The organism is Paraburkholderia sp. BR10141 (assembly GCF_056155635.1).
The window spans coordinates 76591-95022 of record NZ_JBMIQH010000002.1; the positions used below are offsets into that span (position 1 = coordinate 76591).

Annotated in this window: 19 protein-coding genes; 10 read left to right on the plus strand and 9 right to left on the minus strand. The window is 64.5% G+C overall.

Going from position 1 to position 18432, the window contains the following annotated elements:
• Nucleotides 1–35: 35 nt before the first annotated feature.
• From ACOJB8_RS02905 to ACOJB8_RS02920, 4 genes are all read right to left on the minus strand, one after another.
• Nucleotides 36–1508, minus strand: coding sequence for an alpha/beta hydrolase (locus tag ACOJB8_RS02905; protein ID WP_475010991.1), 1473 nt, complete (start codon nt 1506–1508; stop codon nt 36–38).
• A gap of 44 nt (nt 1509–1552) precedes the next feature.
• Nucleotides 1553–3385: an SLC13 family permease gene (locus tag ACOJB8_RS02910; protein WP_475010993.1), complete on the minus strand. Its 1833-nt coding sequence runs from the start codon at nt 3383–3385 to the stop codon at nt 1553–1555.
• Between the two features lie 148 nt (nt 3386–3533).
• Nucleotides 3534–4643, minus strand: coding sequence for a DUF484 family protein (locus ACOJB8_RS02915; RefSeq protein ID WP_475010995.1), 1110 nt, complete (start codon nt 4641–4643; stop codon nt 3534–3536).
• A gap of 167 nt (nt 4644–4810) precedes the next feature.
• On the minus strand, nt 4811–5101 hold the full coding sequence (locus tag ACOJB8_RS02920) for a hypothetical protein (protein ID WP_069266991.1): 291 nt from the start codon (nt 5099–5101) through the stop codon (nt 4811–4813).
• 630 nt (nt 5102–5731) lie between these two features.
• On the opposite strand from ACOJB8_RS02920, the gene ACOJB8_RS02925 reads away from it, so the two are divergent.
• From ACOJB8_RS02925 to ACOJB8_RS02940, 4 genes are read left to right on the plus strand one after another with little or no spacing between them, the layout of a single operon-like run.
• Nucleotides 5732–6067 (plus strand): ArsR/SmtB family transcription factor, encoded by a 336-nt coding sequence (locus ACOJB8_RS02925; RefSeq protein ID WP_475010996.1) that lies wholly within the window; start codon nt 5732–5734, stop codon nt 6065–6067.
• The gene (locus ACOJB8_RS02930; protein ID WP_475010997.1) at nt 6064–6546 is read left to right on the plus strand and encodes an ArsI/CadI family heavy metal resistance metalloenzyme; all 483 of its coding nucleotides are present in this window, start codon (nt 6064–6066) and stop codon (nt 6544–6546) included. Before ACOJB8_RS02925 ends, ACOJB8_RS02930 begins: the two co-directional genes overlap by 4 nt.
• A 29-nt stretch (nt 6547–6575) precedes the next feature.
• A complete protein-coding gene (locus ACOJB8_RS02935; protein ID WP_475010998.1) occupies nt 6576–7070 on the plus strand; it encodes an arsenate reductase ArsC in 495 nt (164 codons plus the stop codon).
• A complete protein-coding gene (locus ACOJB8_RS02940; RefSeq protein WP_069266996.1) occupies nt 7067–7783 on the plus strand; it encodes an aquaporin in 717 nt (238 codons plus the stop codon). The genes ACOJB8_RS02935 and ACOJB8_RS02940 overlap by 4 nt, the downstream gene beginning before the upstream one ends.
• A 120-nt stretch (nt 7784–7903) precedes the next feature.
• Here ACOJB8_RS02940 and ACOJB8_RS02945 read toward each other — a convergent pair whose 3' ends face one another.
• Nucleotides 7904–8278 carry a BON domain-containing protein gene (locus ACOJB8_RS02945; RefSeq protein WP_069266997.1) on the minus strand — a complete coding sequence of 125 codons (375 nt, stop codon included), beginning with the start codon at nt 8276–8278 and terminating at the stop codon, nt 7904–7906.
• Nucleotides 8279–8702: 424 nt separating this feature from the next.
• Nucleotides 8703–9635: a transcriptional regulator GcvA gene (gcvA, locus tag ACOJB8_RS02950; RefSeq protein WP_342949409.1), complete on the minus strand. Its 933-nt coding sequence runs from the start codon at nt 9633–9635 to the stop codon at nt 8703–8705.
• Nucleotides 9636–9743: 108 nt separating this feature from the next.
• Between gcvA and ACOJB8_RS02955 the strand changes: the two genes are divergently transcribed.
• The 3 genes from ACOJB8_RS02955 to ACOJB8_RS02965 all read left to right on the plus strand — a co-directional run bounded on the left by ACOJB8_RS02955 (nt 9744) and on the right by ACOJB8_RS02965 (nt 12034).
• Entirely contained in the window at nt 9744–10586 is an 843-nt protein-coding gene (locus tag ACOJB8_RS02955) for an EamA family transporter (RefSeq protein ID WP_475010999.1), read from the plus strand.
• Between the two features lie 79 nt (nt 10587–10665).
• A complete protein-coding gene (locus ACOJB8_RS02960) occupies nt 10666–11559 on the plus strand; it encodes an alpha/beta fold hydrolase (RefSeq protein ID WP_475011000.1) in 894 nt (297 codons plus the stop codon).
• Between the two features lie 106 nt (nt 11560–11665).
• Entirely contained in the window at nt 11666–12034 is a 369-nt protein-coding gene (locus ACOJB8_RS02965) for a GFA family protein (RefSeq protein ID WP_475011001.1), read from the plus strand.
• A gap of 106 nt (nt 12035–12140) precedes the next feature.
• Here the strand turns inward: ACOJB8_RS02965 and ACOJB8_RS02970 are convergent, their stop codons facing one another.
• The 3 genes from ACOJB8_RS02970 to fae are packed head-to-tail and all read right to left on the minus strand — an operon-like array spanning nt 12141 to nt 15173.
• Nucleotides 12141–13607: an NAD-dependent succinate-semialdehyde dehydrogenase gene (locus ACOJB8_RS02970; protein WP_475011002.1), complete on the minus strand. Its 1467-nt coding sequence runs from the start codon at nt 13605–13607 to the stop codon at nt 12141–12143.
• A complete protein-coding gene (locus ACOJB8_RS02975; protein ID WP_475011003.1) occupies nt 13604–14623 on the minus strand; it encodes an aldo/keto reductase in 1020 nt (339 codons plus the stop codon). The genes ACOJB8_RS02970 and ACOJB8_RS02975 overlap by 4 nt, the downstream gene beginning before the upstream one ends.
• 28 nt (nt 14624–14651) lie before the next feature.
• Nucleotides 14652–15173, minus strand: a complete 522-nt coding sequence (gene fae, locus ACOJB8_RS02980; protein ID WP_133180932.1) for a formaldehyde-activating enzyme — start codon at nt 15171–15173, stop codon at nt 14652–14654.
• Nucleotides 15174–15454: 281 nt separating this feature from the next.
• Between fae and ACOJB8_RS02985 the strand changes: the two genes are divergently transcribed.
• From ACOJB8_RS02985 to ACOJB8_RS02995, 3 genes are all read left to right on the plus strand, one after another.
• A complete protein-coding gene (locus ACOJB8_RS02985; RefSeq protein ID WP_475011004.1) occupies nt 15455–16492 on the plus strand; it encodes an ABC transporter substrate-binding protein in 1038 nt (345 codons plus the stop codon).
• Nucleotides 16493–16552: 60 nt separating this feature from the next.
• Nucleotides 16553–17518, plus strand: coding sequence for an ABC transporter permease (locus tag ACOJB8_RS02990; RefSeq protein WP_475011005.1), 966 nt, complete (start codon nt 16553–16555; stop codon nt 17516–17518).
• Nucleotides 17519–17607: 89 nt separating this feature from the next.
• Nucleotides 17608–18432, plus strand: a complete 825-nt coding sequence (locus ACOJB8_RS02995) for a quaternary amine ABC transporter ATP-binding protein (protein WP_475011006.1) — start codon at nt 17608–17610, stop codon at nt 18430–18432.

The following is an 18432-nucleotide window of genomic DNA, read 5'->3' on the forward strand; positions in this document are numbered from 1 at the left end:
GCCTGACGCGCGCCAGACGCGCGCCAGACGCGCGCTCACGGCCCGTGGCTCGCCAGGTAGTCGATACGCTCGACGATATAGTCGTAGAAGGGGTTCCACGAAAGCCGCGTGAGAAGCCCCGCCCCCACGATCAGCGCCCCGGTTTCGCCGCGTACGGACTGGGCGCCGAGATGGATGCCCAGGTCGTCGTTGGGATCGGGGTTGCGGCCGTACAGCGAATCGGTCACCGGAAACGGCAAGGCCACGTGTGAAAGCGAATAGACATCGAGCGGATAGTCGAGCCCCGTGGGTTCGACTTTCGCCGTTGTCTCGCCCGGCGCCGTACTCTCTTCGACGACGTGCGGCGAGGTGGCGGAGGCGTTGGTGAGCACGGTCAGGCGGTAACGCAGTGGCGGCACGGGCGAGAGACGGCGCAGCGCGTCACGCATCGAAGCGCGCAGCAGCGGGCTCCATTGCGCCGTGCGATTAATGTCGAACAGCACGAGCTCGCTGCCGTTGGCAGGCAGTTGCGCATACAGCGAACTGACGATCGCGCTCGTGCTCACCGTGAAGTCGAGCACGGACTGGAACGTGAGCGTGGGCGGCAGCGCCGCCAGCTTGCCGTTGCGCGCCGCGTCCGCCACTTCCTGCTGGATCTTGCGCGTGACCCGCCACGACTGGCGTGCGCCGTTCACCGGAAACGAGTTGTACTTGAAGGGATTGAATTCCGGCACGATGTCGAGCCACGCGGCTTTCGCAAACGCAGGCAGGATCGCGGGCAATGCCGCGAGCCCCGCAAAGCGCGCGAAACGCGTAATGCCGATCATCGGCGAAAGCAGGATCAGGCGGTCCGCTTTCGGCAGGCTCGGGTCGTCCAGCGCCTCGAGCGAGTATTGCAGCGCGAGCGCACCGCCGTTCGAAAAACCCACGATATGCAGCGGCGCAGGCGCCGGCACGAGGTGCCGCGCTTCGCGCACGGCGAGGCGCGCGGCCGCCTCCCAGTCTTCCGCCGTCACTTCGGTCAGCCCCGAGGGCACGGTGCCGTGCCCCGGCAAGCGCACCGCCACCACGGCGAAACCATCTTGCTGATAGCGCTGCGCGATGTGCCGCAGGCTGTAGGGAGAATCGGTCAGCCCATGCAGCATCACGGCCACGCCGCGCGGCGCGCCCTCTGGCATAAGAGTGTATGAGCGGTTCCAGTTGGTACGAAAGTGCCCGGGATAAATCGGGCTGCCCGAGAAGTAACGATTGGCGGGAATGCGTTCGTCCGCCGGCAGCTTGTCGGTCACGTTCTTCTTCACTGAGTCGAACAGGCGGTTCTCGTTGGCGATGTATTCCTCCCACGTCGCATGATCGATTTCGTGCGCGTGCATGTCTTCCGGCACGTACGTGTGCCACAGGCTCAACGGCGCCTTGCGCTGCGCGTCGAAGAACCGCACGCCGGCAATGCACACGAATGCGATCAGCACGAAAAGGGAAATCCGCTTGATCCAGCGAAGGAGCCACGCTCTCGTCAAGTAATTCGCCATGTCCGGTCAATGCCTCGTGAACGGGTGGCCGGCCCTTCCTCGCGCTAGCGCGGGAAAACCGGCCAGATGAGCGGTACCAGCATGACGGTGATCACGAGCGCCCCGAGGGCGGCCGGCGAGCCCACCATGAAAAATTCCCGGAACCGATAGCCGCCAGCCGTGCTGACGAGCGCATTCACGGGCGTCGAGATCGGCGACATATAGGCCGCCGACGCGGCAACCGCCGTCGTCATCGCGAACGGGTACGGCGACGCATGCAGGTGCGCCGCCATCGCGAGCACCACGGGCGCCATCAGCACCGCCGTCGCCGTGCCGGAAATCACGGTGCCGATCACGAGCGTCAGCAGGAAAACGGCGCCCAGCAAGCCGTGCGCCCCCCAGTTGCCGGCCACGCGCAGCACGGCGTCGGCGGCGATATCGATGCCGCCCGTGCGCTGCAGCGCGATGGAAAACGGCAGCATGCCCACGATCAGCACGAGGCTGCGCCAGTGAATCGCGCGATACGCGCTGTCGAGGCTCACGCAACCGGATGCGCCCATCAGCAGACACCCGATCAGGCCCGCGAGCACGTTCGGCACGCGCGGCGTGAGCATCATCGCGATGACGAGCGCCATGATGGCGAGCGCGTGCAGCGCCTTGTGCGGCACCGGCACGTAGGCATCGCTTTCGACCGGCATGGCGAGACACACGATGTCGCGCTCCACCGACTGCATCGAGAAGATGTCGATCCACGGCCCGACCACCAGCAGCGTGTCGCCCACCTTGAGCTGCGTGGCCTGCAGGTCCTGCTCGAGCGCGGCGGCGGCGCGTCGCAGGCCGACGACCGTCACGCCGTGCCGACGCAGCGCCGAGGAACTGCGCGCGACGTTGCCCACGAGCGACGAGTCCGGCGGCACGATGACTTCGGCCATGCCCACGTCGTGCGACTGGTCGGTGAAGTACGCGCCCGACATGCGGCGCGTCGCGAGCGCATAGCGCGCGCAAAACGCCTGCACGTCGAAACTCGCGGATTCCACGTCGAGTAGCAGCACGTCGCCGGGCGCAATGCTGCTGTCCGCGGTCGCGGGCAGGACCGTCGCGCCCATGCGCGTGCGCCGCTCGATCGCGACGACGCGCGCCACGGGGTCGTCGTCGAGCCCGGTGTGGCCGAGCGTCTGCCCGACGAGCGGCGAGTCCCCGCCGACCTCGAGGCGAAAGGCGCGCCCTTCGAGCGAATAGCGCGCGACCCAGTCGTTCAGCGACGGGCGCGTGGTCGCCTCCGCGCCATCCGTGCCGGTCAGAAGGCGCCTTGCGAACAGCATCCAGCCGATGCTCGCGGCGAGAACCGGCACGCCCAGCGGCGTGATGGCGAAGAAACTGAAGGGCCGGTAGCCGCGATAGACGAGCGCGCTGTTGATGACGAGATTCGGCGTCGTCGCGACGAGCGTGAGCATGCCGCTCGTGAGCGCCGCCATGCTGACCGGCATGAGCATGCGCGCGCGCGACACGCCCGACTGGCGTGCGATGCGAATGACGATGGGAATGAAGATCGCGACGACGGCCGTCGAGCTCATGACGGAGCCCATGACGCCGACGATGATCATGATCAGCACGACGAGGCGACGCTCGTTGGACCCGCCGCGCTCGATCAGGTAGTCGCCCACGCGCTGGGCGACGCCCGTTCGCGCGAGCGCGTCGCCCAGCACGAAGAGCGCCGCGATGAGGACGATGTTCGGGTCCGAGAAACCGGCCAGCGCCTCGTTGACCGTCACGATGCCCGAGAGCGACAGCGCGACGATCATGATGAGCGCCACCGCGTCCGCGCGGGGCCGGCCGATCAGGAACATCGCGATCGCGCAGGCCAGACAGGCAACGGTCATCAAAAGGTCGGTAGACACGATTTCGTTTTGCCTGCTCAACGGGCCTCGGAAACCACTGCTACCGCAAATAGTGCCGGATTTTGAAAACTTACGTTTCAGCGCGGCCTCGGGCCGTCATGGCCGCGATGACGCCGTTTTAATGAAACGTTTGTGAACGTCAAAGCCTTCACGCCTCCAGCAGTGAAACGCGGTTGCGCCCCTGGTGCTTGGCGCGGTACATGGCTTGATCGGCCTGGTCGAGCAGCGAGCGCGCCAACGCTTCGGGACTCGCGGCACCGGCATTCGTCTCGCTGTTGAGCCGATACGCCGCCACGCCAATCGACACGCTGAGCGCAATGCGCTCACCCTCGTCGTCGAGCACTTCGAGCGCTTCGACCGCAATCCGGATGCGCTCCGCAACGGCCAGCGCGTCGGGCAGCTCGCACATCAGCAGCGCGACGAACTCCTCGCCGCCGTAGCGCGACACCGTATCCCCCACGCGCACCTGCTGCTTCAGGCAGGTGCCGATGGCGCCCAGCGCGAGGTCGCCGGTTGCGTGGCCGTGCGTGTCGTTGATCTGCTTGAAATGATCGATGTCGATGAAGAGGCACGACATGGGCGCCGCGTGCGAACTCGCGCGCCGGATCTCTTGATGCAGGCGCTCGTCGAAATAGCGGCGGTTAGACAGGCCCGTGAGCGGGTCGGTCACGCCGGTCTTGCGCAGATGCTCGCGGTGAGCGACGTTGTCGAGACTCGCCGCCGCAACGCGGCTGAAGCGCGCGAGCAGATCGGTGCCCATGCTGGCATCGAAACGCGCGGAATCATCGCTTGCGAGGCACAGATAGCCGAGCAGTTGAGTGCGGTTCAGAAGCGGCAACACGATCGCACTGCCGATCGTGGTCCGCGCGTCGAAGAAGGTCTCGCTCACTGCGGGCTCGAGATCGCTCAGTTCGCGCACGCGGCCAAGCCACGGCTGGTTTCCGGCGCACAGACGCGACAGCGCGAGGCCGCCCTGGAGCCCCGATCGCAGGTTCGCTTCGAGGTCGGCGCGCCCGCAGTCGGATTCGAGCAGATCGCGTAGCAGCGGCGTACGGACGTCGAGCCAGAGGCCGGCGCAAGCCAGCCGGAACACCTCGGGCAGATAAACGAATATCCCTTCGAGAAAAGCGCACCAGTCGTGCGCGCCGATCAGGCGCAGTTCCACGTCCTGGAACGACTTCGATGCGCGCTCGTTGCGCTGAACGGTTTCGATTAGCGCAGCAAGATCCAGTGAAGGCTGAGTCCCGGGATGTGTCACGATGCATCGAGAATATTCCGAAGCCTGCTATTACGGCAGCCTGGGGACAGACTTGAGCGTCGAACGACGACACCCGCGCGGCGGCGGCCTGTTCCAACGGAGTCAGGGCAAAAGAAAAGACCGCTGTCCGTGAGGGCAGCGGTCTTGCTTATGGTCACAGGCTGCTGTTATTTCGCTGCCGGCGACCTTACGCTCGGCCTCGCCAGCGAGTTGTTGTCAGGGCCGCCGGGGGCCGGCGCCGCGCTGTTGTCCATGCTATTCGGCGACGCAGCGCTCATGCCGCTGTCCGAGCCCGTGGCGCCTGGCGTGCCGTAGCCGCTCGTTGCATTGGTATTGGCTGCGGCAGCCGGCGACGTAACGCCTGGGGTTGCCAGTGTGTTGTTGCTCTGTGCATACGCACCGGCGGACAGCGTGAGCGCGGCAACGGCCGCGATCAATGTGCTGGTTGTCTTGCTCATGACTTGCTCCTCCTTTGATTGGACTGGAATTCCGGCACAAACGACCCGCGATATTTCTCATTGGGCGGTCGTTATATGCGGCTCACGACGATCAAATCGCGTAACTGTTCGCAGTGGTGTACGTAAAGCAAACCACTACCAGTTCATGTCAAGTTTAGGAAAGCAATCGCGGATAATTAAGCGCATTGTGCGCAACGATTTATTTCGTTTTTTGGCAATTACCCGTAATGGCGTAATGGATTTATCGGCCTGTAATCCGGGCGCGGCGCGGTTCGATATGCGGTTCGGCGATTTGACGTGGTATTTGCGAGAAGCCTTTTTTTGGCGCCCTGATTGAAATCCACCTCAACGATTTACAGCGCATTTTGCGAGACTACATTTCGCATCCACATTGCGGAATATCGGTCGCGTTCATTGCGGCACACATAATCGGTCTGCGCGATTTTCGTTGCATGCGCATCGAGGTCATGAATCGTCTCTGCATTGGCATGCGGCCCGCAGCGTGCCGGCAAAAACCGTACGAAGCGCGAGCGAGGCCACCGAGGCCACCGAGGCCACCGAGGCCAAAATTTTCACGTCGTGCGAGCGATCTCCTTGCCAATTCTTCGATATTTCGACTATTATCGAAACATGGAAACGAACCAGACCATCGCCGCACTGGCGGCTCTCGCGCACGAGTCCAGGCTCGCGATCTTTCGCGCCCTCGTTCAGGCAGGCCTCGAAGGCTTGCCCGCAGGCCAAATCGCTACCCTGCTCGACGTGCCCCCCTCGTCGCTCTCCTTCCATCTGAAGGAGCTGTCTCACGCGCAACTCGTCACGAGCCGCCAGGAAGGCCGGTTCGTTTTCTACTGCGCGAACTTCGCGACGATGAACGGCCTGCTGGCCTACCTCACCGAGAACTGTTGCGGCGGCAATCCCTGTTCGCCGACATCAATGTGCTCACCCTCCACGGAGAAGCAGTCATGAAGCGCTTTCACATTCACGTCGCCGTTGCGGATCTCACTTCGAGCATCCGTTTCTACTCGGCGCTGTTTGCCGCTGAACCGACCGTCGTAAAGTGCGACTACGCGAAGTGGATGCTCGAGGACCCGCGCGTCAATTTCGCGATCTCGCAGCGCGGCGCCGCACCGGGCCTGGATCACCTCGGTGTGCAGGTCGAGAACGAAGCCGAACTGGCCGAAATGCACGCGCGGCTGGAAAGCGCGGCATTGCCGGTGGATACGCAGCTGGATACCGCGTGCTGCTACGCGAAGTCGAACAAGTACTGGAGCGTCGATCCCCAGGGCATCGCGTGGGAGTCGTATCACACGCTCAATGAAATTCCCGTGTTCGGGGAGTCGCGCAATACGCCGACCGGTGCACCCGCCCGCGAAGTGGCTGCGTGCTGCGCGCCGTCGTCGGACAAGCCGGCTGGCAATCCGGCCAGGTCTTCGGCGTGCTGCTGAGTAGCCGCGAACGATCCAGCGGGAACGCCATGACGACCAACGTATTGATCCTGTGCACGCACAACTCCGCTCGCAGCGTGCTGGGCGAAGCCATGTTGAATCACCTCGCTTCGAAGGCCGGCAAGGACGTGCGCGCGTTCAGCGCGGGCAGCGCGCCGGGCGGACGCCTGAATCCTTTCGCCGTCGAGTCGCTCGTGCGCACGGGCATCGACGTGAGCGGCTACCGCAGCAAAAGCTGGGATGAGTTTGCCGCCAGCCATGCGCCTGTCATGCGCATTGTCATCACCGTCTGCGACAGTGCCGCCGCCGAGACGTGTCCGTATTGGCCTGGCAGTCCCGTCAAGGTTCACTGGGGCTACCCGGATCCGTCTCTCGCGCCCGGTGGCGATGAAGGCAAGCGCGTGGCGTTCGAACTCACTCGCCAGGCGATCGGTTATCGCATGCTGCAACTCCTTGCGCTGCCGCTCGAATCGATGAGCGACGAGGAACTTCAGCAGGCGCTCACTGCAATCTCCGGATCATGACCGCAGTCACGAGTCTCAAGCGCAAGGTCCTGGCCGAGTTGATCGGCACGGCCTTGCTGCTCGCCGTCGTCATTGGCTCCGGCATCATGGCGCAACGGCTTGCGGGCGGCAACGCGGCGATCGCGCTGCTCGCCAACACGCTGGCAACCGTGGCCGGACTGTATGTGCTGATCGAGGTGTTTGGGCCCTTGAGCGGGGCGCATTTCAATCCCGCCGTCAGCGCTGTCATGGTGCTGCGCGGTGAACTGCATGCTCAGGAATTGCTGCCGTACATCGCTGCGCAACTCGTCGGCGCGCTGCTGGGTGCATGGCTCGCGCACGCCATGTTCGACCTGCCCATCGTCGAGCTATCGAGCAAGGTGCGCGCAGGCACCGGACAATGGATTGCCGAAGCCGTGGCGACTGCAGGTTTGATCCTCGTGATCCTGCGCGCGCCGGGAGAACGCGCCGCGATCATGGTGGCTGCGTACATTGGCGCCGCATACTGGTTCACGGCATCGACATCGTTTGCGAATCCGGCCGCAGCGTTCGGACGCATGTTCAGCGACACTTTTGCAGGCATTGCGCCTTCCAGCGTACCCGCCTTCGTCATTGCCCAACTGATTGGCGCGGCGACTGGCCTCGCGCTGCATACAGCCTTCGAACCGCGCAAGCTACGCGTTGGTCACCCGAACCTGGTTGAGTCGTCCGGCGAACACGGCGACGCTCGCTAATGCGCGCATGCGGCTCAGCTGCAGCTTCGCGAGACAAAGCCCGCAGGAGGATCCCGGAGACCTGTCTCCGGGCTTTAGCGCATGCGCCCGGCCGGGCGCAAGGCCATAGTGAGGGGATGATCAGGACTCGTTCGGACGGATCGTCAGCGCGTTCTTGACCGACGTGACGCCTTGCACGCCCGTGGCGACTTCAGTGGCGTGTTCGATCTGCGACTGCTCCGGCACCGAGCCCTGCAGGACGATGGCGCCGTCACGCGCGCGCACGGTGATGTTGGCAACATCGATCTTCTTGTCCTTGGCGAGAGCGGTGCGGACCTTACGGCTGAGCGCGCGATTAGCGGCCTTGGCCTGCTTCGATTGCGCCTTCGACGGGGTTGCCTGTTGCTCGGCTGCGGCAGTCGCACCGCTAGCTGCGTCGCCCTGCGCATAGGCGTGCAAAGACGCGGCCACGAGAGCCGTCGCCGCGGCCAGCTTGAATACCTGAATAGCCTTCATGGAATTTCTCCTGTTGTCACAGTCTTGTTGTCGGCCCACGAACGGGCCGGTGCACTACACCATCTACGACTAAGCATTCGCGCGCCAGAAACGGCGCTAGACGCGATGCCGCATTTTTCGACGACATCGCATCCATTCGCGCGAGCGCGCGGCAAATTATAAGAATGAAAGGAACGGCACAGGTCGGAGAAAATGCGGCCGAATCATTAGCTTGATATCGGTCCCGTCATGGAGTAGGCACACCGTTCGTGACCACGGGCTTGTGGTCACATCGCCCGCTCCCTTAATTGCATCCGTCAACGATCGAACGGCTTCGATGCGCTATTTCCGCGTTGGGAGCGAAATGGCGCGCGCAAACGGTCGCGCGTGGGCGGCAAAATTCTGCCAGGCGTCGCATTATTACGACGCCGGTTTTGCCGTTGGATCAGCGCGATGACCGGCTTCCTCTTGCACTGCGCGACGCATCGGATTTCACTATTGCCTCGCGTTCGAGCCATGAACGGAACAACGCGACCCGTTCATCGCCGGACTTCTCGTCCGCCACGTAAGTGCAATAGCTGCGCGATGGCAGACGTGGGCCAGCGAACGGTGCGACGAGCCGGCCAGCGGCGAGGTCGTCGGCGACCAGCGCGGTGGGCCCCATCGCGATGCCGATTGCGTCGATGGCAGCCTGCAAGGTCAGAAAGAAGTGGTCGAAGGTCAAAGCGGCGGCCGGCCTCAGGTCGGGCATCTGCACGCTCGCCAGCCAGTCGGGCCAGAGCCGAGGAAGACTCGACGTGTGCAGCAACGTGTGCTCTCGCAAGTCGCCAGGCGAGCGCAGCGGTACGCGCTTCAAAAGCGTAGGACTACAGACCGGAAGCCGCTCCTCGGACAAGAACGGTTGCATCGAATAGCCGTAGAAGGTGTCCGGGCCACCCCGGATGACGAGGTCATAGTCGTCCTTCAGACTCTCCAGCGGCTCGTTCGACGTCTCCACCTTGACGTCGATGTCGGGATGGCCGGCGCGGAATTTCGCCAGCCTCGGCACCAGCCAGCGCAGCGTGAATGTCGCGGGCGCATTCACGGACAGGGTTCGGGAGACCGTTTGCGGCGTGCCGTATCGCGCGGTTGCCGCCGAGAGCTGTTCGAACAACGGGCCGATTTCCGCCAGATAGTGCTTCGCCGCCGGCGTCAGTTCCACGCGGCGGTTGTGCCGCTCGAAGAGCGACGCGCCAAGCCACTCCTCCAGCAAGCGCACGTGCTGGCTCACTGCACCGGGCGTCACGTGCAGTTCCGCGGCGGCGTCCTTGAAGCTGCCGAGCCGGCCTGCGGCCTCGAAGGCTCGCAGGGCGTTGAGTGGGGGCAACACCGGTTTCATTCGCGAGAGTTTATCTAACGTAAGCACCCAATTTATCTGGTTTGTTAGCCCGTCACAAGATAGATATCCTTCTTGCTAGACCATTCATGCATCCCTGCCCGCACCCTCATGCTCAGTTATACCGGCGGTATCGTGCTGTTCGCCGCGCTGCTCCACGCGAGCTGGAACGCGATGCTCCACGGCAACCGCGACCGGTTTTTCTCCATGGCGTGGATGAGCATCGCCATCGGGCTGGTTGCCACGCTCGTCATCCTGTCCGTACCCTCGCCGGCCCGCGCTTCGTGGCCCTACATCGCCGCGTCGGGGCTCGTGCATGTCTTCTACAACGTGAGTCTCGTGCGCTCGTATCGCCGCAACGACCTGGCGCTCGCGTACCCGATCGCAAGAGGCTCGTCGCCGCTGCTCGTCACGCTCGGGGCGGCACTGTTCGCGCATGAAGCGATCGGCCCGTTGCACGGTCTCGGGATCGTGATGATTTCGGGAGGCATCATCGCGATCGCGCTGCAGGGGCGTCACGTGTCGCGCGCGGGCGCACTCGCCGCGCTGACGACCGGTGCAACGATCGCGCTCTATACCGTGATCGACGGCATCGGCGTGCGCCTGTCCGACGGCCAGCCGGTCAGCTACACCGCATGGATGTTCCTGTCCTATTGGACGATGCCGGCGCTGTTCGTTGCGCGCCGCGGGGCCCCGGCGCTATGGACACCGGTACGCGCCGAGCCGCTGTCGATCGCCTCGTCGCTGGCCGGCGGCCTCGTGTCGATCGGGGCGTATGGCATCGTGATCTGGGCGCTGCAGGCGGGCGCGATGGGCGCAATATCGGCGTTGCGCGAGACGAGCGTGGTGTTCGCGGTGCTGATCGGGCGGATGTTTTTGCGGGAGGCGGTGAGCGGATCGCGCTGGCTCGCCTGCGTGGTCGTCGCGGCCGGTGCGGTTTGTCTCGGGCTCTGAGATGATTTCACGCACACTGTTTGCTACCCGTGCTGCATCACGCAACTGAGCACGCAACTTGAGTTCGAAGGAGCGCCCCATGCTTGACCATATCGAAACCGACCTGCTCGACATCGCCTATGACGAACAGGGCGACGCGAATGGATGGCCGGTCGTGCTGCTGCACGGCTTTCCCTATGACATTCGCGCATACGACGAGGTGACGCCACGCCTCGTATCCGAGGGCGCCCGCGTCATCGTCCCCTACCTGCGGGGATACGGCCCAACGCGCTTCCTTTCGCCCACGACACTGCGCTCGGGCCAGCAGGCAGCGCTTGGCGCTGACCTGCTGGCGCTGCTCGATGCCCTGCGGATCGAGCGGGCCATCCTCGGCGGATACGACTGGGGCGGCCGCGCGGCATGCATCGTGGCGGCGCTCTACCCGTCGAGGGCGCGGGGCCTGGTTTCCGTCAACGGCTACAACATCCAGGATATCGCCGCTGCCGCACAGCCAGCCGACCCCGAAAAGGAACACCGCATGTGGTACCAGTACTACCTGCACGGCGAGCGCGGCCGCACTGGGTTGATTGAAAAACGGCGCGAATTCTGCCGTCTCCTGTGGTCACTCTGGTCGCCGACCTGGCACTTCGACGACGACCTCTACGCGCGCACGGCAGCGTCGTTCGACAATCCCGATTTCGTCGACGTGGTGGTCCATTCTTACCGTCACCGTTTCGGACTGGTCGAAGGCGATCCCCGCTTCGACGACATCGAGCGACGCCTCGCCGCCACGCCGCCGATCACCGTGCCGACGATCACGCTCGACGGCGACGCAGACGGCGTCCAGCCGCCCGGCGCACGAGAGACAAGCTCGAAGCGCCTCAGCGGGCGCCATGAGAACCGCATCGTGCCGAATGCAGGTCATAACCTTCCGCAGGAGGCGCCAGAAGTGTTCGCCAAAGCGGTGCTCGACGTCAACGCGTGGGCAGGTTGACGCCGCGTCCTTGCACAACACGCTTTATTCGAGAGGAGAAGCTAAAGACATGGTAGGCGATACGAACCAACGGGCAGGCCAGTGCCATTGCGGCGCAGTGCGTTTCGTGGCGACGCTAAGCGACGGCTTCAACTCGATCCGCCGCTGCAACTGCTCTTACTGCCGCATGCGAGGCGCGGTCATCGTCGCGGCCGAAACGAGTGGGATCGAATTCCTGCAGGGCGAGGAGATGCTAACGGACTACCGCTTCAACACCGGAGCGGCGCGGCACTTCTTCTGTTCTCGCTGCGGAATCGCCACCCATCTTCAACGGCGCTCGAATCCGAACCTGTATGGCGTGAACGTGGCTTGCCTCGACGGCGTCAGCCCGTTCGATTTCGCCGAGGTCCCTGTCATGGACGGCGTGAATCATCCGAACGACACCGGCGGGCAGGCGCGTCTGGCGGGCATGCTGCGTTTCATCGCAGCCAACTGAGGTCTCAGCGCCATTCGCATATCGAAGTGAAGGCTCAAAAAAACCGCCGCACTTTCGCGCGGCGGCTTTCGCCAGAAGCTGGCAAGCGTAGCAACAGCAAGGAAAATCAGCCGAGCCCGCCCATCATCAGGTACTTCGTTTCGAGGTACTCGTCGAGCCCGTACTTCGAGCCTTCGCGCCCGAGCCCCGACTCCTTCACGCCACCAAAAGGCGCGACTTCCGTCGAGATGATGCCCTCGTTGATGCCGACCATGCCGCTTTCCAGCGCGCCCGCCACGCGCCACGCGCGGCCAATGTCGCGCGCGTAGAAGTAGGCGGACAGGCCGAAGTCGGTATCGTTCGCCGCCTGGATCGCTTCTTCCTCGGTCTCGAAGCGGAACACCGCGGCAACGGGGCCGAACGTCTCTTCGTGCGCGAGCATCATGCCGCCGTGCGCGCCCGTGATGACCGTGGGCTCGTAAAACGTGCCGCCCCGCGCATGCGGGTGGCCGCCGCACGCAATGGCGCCGCCCTTCTCGAGCGCATCGCTCACGTGCGCCTCGACCTTGCGCAACGCCGCGCCGTTGATGAGCGGCCCCTGCGTGGCGCCCGGCTCCATGCCGCCCGACACGCGCAACGCGCGCACCGCCGCAACCAGCTTCTCGACAAACGCGTCGTGCACGCCGGCCTGCACGTAGAAGCGGTTCACGCACACGCAGGTCTGCCCCGTGTTGCGGAATTTCGAGGCGATCGCGCCTTCCACGGCGGCATCGAGATCGGCGTCGTCGAACACGATGAAGGGCGCGTTGCCGCCCAGTTCGAGCGACACCTTCTTCACCGTATCGGCGGCAGCGCGCATGAGCAGCTTGCCCACGCGCGTCGAACCCGTGAACGAGATCTTGCGCACGGCCTTCGAGGCCATCAGCGTGTCGCCGATCGCCGGAGCATCGCCCGAAACGACGTTGAACACGCCGCGCGGAATGCCCGCCTCGACCGCCAGCTCGGCGAGCGCGAGCGCCGAAAGCGGCGTCTCTTCCGAAGGCTTGAGCACCATCGTGCAACCTGCCGCGAGCGCCGGGCCGGCCTTGCGCGTCACCATGGCGAGCGGGAAATTCCACGGCGTGATCGCACCGACCACGCCCACGGGTTCCTTCGTCACGACAATGCGCGCGCCCTTCTTCGGCGCGGGAATCACGTCGCCATAGGCGCGTCGCGCTTCCTCCGCGAACCATGTGAGAAAGCTCGCCGCGTACGCCACTTCGCCCAGCGCTTCCGCATAGGGCTTACCCTGCTCGGCCGTCATGATGCGCGCGAGGTCTTCGCGATGCAGGTGCATCAGCTCGCCCCAGCGGCGCACCTTCGCGCCGCGCTCCGCCGCCGTGGCGTCGCGCCACGCAGGGAACGCATGCGAGGCCGCCGCCACGGCCTGCAGCGCTTCGCGCGCACCGGCGCGGGCCACTTGCGCGAGCGGCGCGCCGGTGGCCGGGTCGATGATCCGGTAGGTCGCTTCGCTCGCCACCCATTCGCCGTCGATGAAGCTCGAGGTGCGCCACAGGCGCGCTTCTTTCAGTCCGTCAATCGTCAAGCTCGTCATGCTGCGATCTCCAGGCGTCGCGCCGCGCGCGGCACGCGCGGAATGCGTGCGCTCACGTAGTCGTTGATCACGTCGCACGGCGTGTAGTTGCGCTCGAGTTCATACAGCTCGTCGGCGGTGAGTTGCGTGTCGAGCGCCGCGAGTGCGCTTTCGAACTGCGCGACGGTGTCCGCGCCCACGAGCATCGACGAGACGCCCGCACGCCCCAGCACCCAGGCCTGCGCGATCTGCGCGCACGACACGCCGCGCGCCGCCGCGACTTCGGCCACCGAACGCGCGATATCGCGCGAGGCCTCGTCGTCGTACATCTGCACGGTGAAGAAGTCGGTCTGGTTGCGCACCGACTTCGCGTCGCCGGAAAGGAGGCCTCGTGCGAGCGGACTGAACACCGACACGCCCACGCCCTGATCCTGGCAGAACGGAATCATCTCGCGCTCTTCCTCGCGATACGCGCAGTTCAGCTGCAGCTGCATATTGATCGGTCGTGCGAAGTGATAGCGCTCGCACGCCTGCAGAATCTTGGCGAACTGCCAGGTGAACATCGTCGACACGCCGATATAGCGCGCCTTGCCCGCACGCACGATGTCGTTCAACGCATCCATGGTTTCTTCGACCGGCGTGTTCACGTCGAAGTAGTGCAGCATGTAGACATCGACGTAATCGGTTTGCAGCCGACGCAGCGAGCCGTCGATGCCTTCCATGATGTGCTTGCGCGAGTGGCCCTGGTTATTCGCGCCACTGCCGATCGGATAACCAACCTTGGTCGTGAGCACGAGTTCGTCGCGCTTCGCAAGCCGCCGCACGATGCGCCCCACCACTTCTTCGCCCACGCCGGTCGAATAGAAGTCCGCGAGGTCGATGAAGTTCACGCCCGCTTCGAGCGCGCGGCGCACGATCGGCTCGCTCTGCTCTTCGTTGTAGATCCAGGGCTTCCATTCCGGCGTGCCCATGTTCATCGTGCCGAGGCACAGGCGCGACACCTTCAGGCCGGAGCGGCCAAGTTGCACGTATTGCATCGTAGTCACCTGTAACGATTGGCGCGACTCAAGCCGCTTTAGCCTTCGGCGTGTAGAACGGATTGCTGATCTGATCCTTGATCTTCGCAATGTCGTCCAGCAACGGCAGCCCGTTCATCGCGGCGCGAATAGCCGTCTTGCAGGCCACGTAATTGTTCTCGTACACGGCGTCGAGGTCGTCGCACGACCAGTTCACCCAGTTCGCCGTGACGATGCACCACTCGTTCTCCGCTTGCGGCGGCAGCGTGCCGTCGAGCATCGCTTCCGTCACCGCCTTCGCGATGGCCGCCTGCGAGGCGCCCCACGTGGCGTTGCCGTGCAGGTCGCCGCGAATGTCGGCCTTGTTCACGTAGAGCGTGGCGGGCTTGACCGGCACGTTGGGCTGCGCCACCACCATGAACGGCACGTGCCCTTGCGAAGGCGACGACAGGCTGTTCGTAAACGCCTGTCCCACCGGGCCATTGCGCGGGCCGATCATGATGTTGATGTGGGCAGCGTTTACGCCTGGTCCAGCGAAACCTTCGCCGATATAGACTTGCAGGTCTTTCATGTTTTCCGTCTCCTGTGTCATGGGTTCGAATTTGGCCAGACGCATTCCAGCACACGCCGCAAGCGCCCAAAAGCTATGAAATCTCATGGGGGCATGACGCGCAGTCATCGCTCTCGCATGCATCATTCGCGTGATGAAAGTGGCATGAGATCAGGTAATGCATCGATGACTATTCGTTGCTTCGCAACCCGAAATGGCACGGCTAGACTCTGGTCGGATTGATTCGAAAAGCGGCGGCCCCACGCTGGCCCGCGCATACAATTCCAATCACTGGAGACGACATGAGACGTATCACGCTGGCAGGCGTGCGTATTGCCGCCGCCCTCGCGCTGACCTGCGCGGCCACGAGCAGCTTTGCAGCCCCCGGCTGGTGCCAGGCGGGCAAAACCGTGAAGCTCGCGCAAATCACCTGGGAAAGCGGCGCGCTGATGACCGAAATGGTGCGCACCGTGCTGGAGAAGGGTTACGGCTGCAAGACCGAAGTCGTGCCTGGCGCCACGGCCGCCACCGAAACGGCGCTCACGAAAAACGACTTGCAGGTGTGGGCCGAGCACTGGACGGGCCGCAGCCCCATCGTCGCGCGCGGTTTGAAGGACGGCAGCGTGAAGCTCGTGGGCGAACTGATTCCCGGCGGCGACAAGGAAGGCTGGTACGTCCCCGACTATGTGATCAACGGCGACGCCAGGCGCGGCATCAAGCCCATGGCGCCGCAACTGCGCTCCGTCGCGCAACTGCCGCAGTACAAATCCCTCTTCACGGACGACGAAGAACCCGGCAAGGGCCGCTTCTACAACTGCCCCGCGGGCTGGGATTGCGAGCGCTTCAACAACCGCCTGCTCACCGCCTACAAGCTCGGCGACGACTACACGAACTTCCGCCCCGGCACCGGCGGCGCGCTCGACGCGGCGATCGCCTCGGCCTACGAGCGCGGCAAGCCCATTCTGTTCTACTACTGGCAGCCCGCCGGCCTGATGGCGAAGTACCACTTCGTGCAGCTCGAGGGCGCGCCGTACTCCGACGCCTGCTGGGACACCATTTCCGATCCGAAGGGCGCGCCGTGCGCCTCCGCGTTCAAGGTCTCGCATCTGAAGGTCGCGGTCTCCACGCCGTTCTACGACGCCGAGCCGGACGCCGTCGCGTTCTTCGGCAAGGTGAGCCTGCCGCTCGCGCTCGACGAACAACTGGTCCAGCAGATGCACGACAAGAAGCTCGACGCCTCCACGGTCGCGCGCACGTTCTTCGAGCAGCATCCGGAAATCTGGAAGCAATGGGTCACGCCGGAAGTCGCGGCGCGCGTACAGGCCGGCCTGCGCACGTAAGCAACGACACTGGCCGCACGACGGTACGCATCACATGACACACGCAGAATGAGGCTCACCATGGAATCTCCCTTTCTTCACCTCTCGATCGCCGACTGGGTCAACGATCAGGTCGCCGCGTTCGTGCAGCGCTACGGCGACGCATTCCACAACTTCAGCGTGCTCATGCTGCGCGACCTGCTCGTGCCGCTCGAAAGCCTGCTGCGCGCCACGCCTCCCGTCGTCGTGCTCGCCGCCGTGGGCCTGCTCGGCTGGCATGCCTCGCGGCGCATCGGCGTGGCGCTGCTGTTCGTCGTGCTGCTCTGGCTGATCGGCTGCTTCGGGCTGTGGGACAAGCTCATGCAGACCTTCGCGCTGATGGTCGTCGCCACGCTCATCTCGGTCGTGCTCGGCGTACCGCTCGGCATTCTCGCGGCTTCGAGCAGCGGGCTGCGCCGCGTGCTGCTGCCAGTGCTCGACGTCATGCAGACGCTGCCGAGTTTCGTGTACCTGATTCCGGTGCTCATGCTGTTCGGCCTCGGCAAGGTGCCCGCGATTCTCGCCACGGTCGTCTATGCGCTGCCGCCGCTCATTCGTCTGACCGACCTCGGCATCCGCCACGTGGATGCGGAAATCGTCGAAGCCGCGCGCGCCTTCGGCACCACGCGCATGCAACTGCTGTTTGGCGTGCAGTTGCCGCTCGCACGGCCGAGCATCATGGCCGGTATCAACCAGACCACGATGATGGCGCTTTCGATGGTCGTGATCGCCTCGATGATCGGCTCGCGCGGTCTTGGCGAAGACGTGCTCGCGGGCATCCAGACGCTCGACGTGGGCAAGGGCACGCAAGCGGGCGTCGCCATCGTGATTCTCGCGATCGTGATCGACCGCATCAGCCAGGGCTACGGCCAGGGCCGGCGCACACGCGGACTCGCGCGCAAATCGAAGCAGCCCTCGCGCATCCCGTTTCGCCGCGTTCGCGAACAGGAAAGCACAAGCGCCGACGCGGCCAGCGGCAACGACCTGACGAGCCAGCCGGCCAAGTAACGAACGCGAAGGCAAAAGCGCCGGCACAATGGCGGAGACCCGGCCGGCGCATCCAGCATACGCAATGAGCATGCAATGAGGTAACGATCATGAGCGGCATCGAAGTCAAGAACGTCTACAAGATCTTCGGCACGCGCGAAAGCAGCCAGCGCGCGCTCGAACTGCTGCGCGGCGGCGCGGGCAAGGCCGAGGTCCTCGAGAGGACCCGCTGCAACGTAGGCCTGAACGACGTGAGCCTATCGATCGGCTCGGGCCAGATCTTCGTGATCATGGGTCTGTCGGGCTCGGGCAAATCCACGCTGGTACGCCACTTCAACCGGCTCATCGAGCCGACCGTGGGCGAGATCCTCATCGACGGCAAGGACGTGCTCAAGCTCTCCGACAATGGCCTGCGCGATCTGCGCCGTTACGGCGTGAGCATGGTGTTCCAGAGCTTCGGACTCCTGCCTCACCAGACGGTGCTCAACAATGCCGCCTATGCGCTGGCCACGCGCGGCGAAAAGAAAGCGGCGGCGCACGCGAGCGCGCGCGAATGGCTCGGCAAGGTGGGCCTCGCGGGTTATGCGGACCACTATCCCGACGAGCTTTCGGGCGGCATGCGCCAGCGCGTGGGCCTCGCTCGCGCGCTGGCCGCGAACACCGACGTGCTGCTGATGGACGAAGCGTTCTCGGCGCTCGATCCGCTCATCCGCACCGAAATGCAGGACCAGCTGCTCGAACTCCAGGCTACGCTCAAGAAGACCATCGTGTTCATCACGCACGACCTCGACGAGGCGCTGCGCATCGGCAATCAGATCGCGATTCTGCGCGACGGACGGCTCATCCAGTGCGGCACGCCCGACGACATCCTGCACCGCCCCGCCGACGACTACGTGCGGCGCTTCGTCGAGCGCCGCGCCGGGACGACGCACTAA

What these genes read in the sequence shown, in the direction of transcription:
- ACOJB8_RS02985 (WP_475011004.1), top strand. Translation starts at nt 15,455, where the DNA reads ATGAGACGTATCACGCTGGCAGGCGTGCGTATTGCCGCCGCCCTCGCG.
- ACOJB8_RS02940 (WP_069266996.1), top strand. Translation starts at nt 7,067, where the DNA reads ATGACCGCAGTCACGAGTCTCAAGCGCAAGGTCCTGGCCGAGTTGATC.
- ACOJB8_RS02960 (WP_475011000.1), top strand. Translation starts at nt 10,666, where the DNA reads ATGCTTGACCATATCGAAACCGACCTGCTCGACATCGCCTATGACGAA.
- ACOJB8_RS02955 (WP_475010999.1), top strand. Translation starts at nt 9,744, where the DNA reads ATGCTCAGTTATACCGGCGGTATCGTGCTGTTCGCCGCGCTGCTCCAC.
- ACOJB8_RS02905 (WP_475010991.1), bottom strand. Translation starts at nt 1,508, where the DNA reads ATGGCGAATTACTTGACGAGAGCGTGGCTCCTTCGCTGGATCAAGCGG.
- fae (WP_133180932.1), bottom strand. Translation starts at nt 15,173, where the DNA reads ATGAAAGACCTGCAAGTCTATATCGGCGAAGGTTTCGCTGGACCAGGC.
- ACOJB8_RS02945 (WP_069266997.1), bottom strand. Translation starts at nt 8,278, where the DNA reads ATGAAGGCTATTCAGGTATTCAAGCTGGCCGCGGCGACGGCTCTCGTG.
- ACOJB8_RS02975 (WP_475011003.1), bottom strand. Translation starts at nt 14,623, where the DNA reads ATGCAATACGTGCAACTTGGCCGCTCCGGCCTGAAGGTGTCGCGCCTG.
- gcvA (WP_342949409.1), bottom strand. Translation starts at nt 9,635, where the DNA reads ATGAAACCGGTGTTGCCCCCACTCAACGCCCTGCGAGCCTTCGAGGCC.
- ACOJB8_RS02995 (WP_475011006.1), top strand. Translation starts at nt 17,608, where the DNA reads ATGAGCGGCATCGAAGTCAAGAACGTCTACAAGATCTTCGGCACGCGC.
- ACOJB8_RS02920 (WP_069266991.1), bottom strand. Translation starts at nt 5,101, where the DNA reads ATGAGCAAGACAACCAGCACATTGATCGCGGCCGTTGCCGCGCTCACG.
- ACOJB8_RS02935 (WP_475010998.1), top strand. Translation starts at nt 6,576, where the DNA reads ATGACGACCAACGTATTGATCCTGTGCACGCACAACTCCGCTCGCAGC.
- ACOJB8_RS02925 (WP_475010996.1), top strand. Translation starts at nt 5,732, where the DNA reads ATGGAAACGAACCAGACCATCGCCGCACTGGCGGCTCTCGCGCACGAG.
- ACOJB8_RS02930 (WP_475010997.1), top strand. Translation starts at nt 6,064, where the DNA reads ATGAAGCGCTTTCACATTCACGTCGCCGTTGCGGATCTCACTTCGAGC.
- ACOJB8_RS02990 (WP_475011005.1), top strand. Translation starts at nt 16,553, where the DNA reads ATGGAATCTCCCTTTCTTCACCTCTCGATCGCCGACTGGGTCAACGAT.
- ACOJB8_RS02970 (WP_475011002.1), bottom strand. Translation starts at nt 13,607, where the DNA reads ATGACGAGCTTGACGATTGACGGACTGAAAGAAGCGCGCCTGTGGCGC.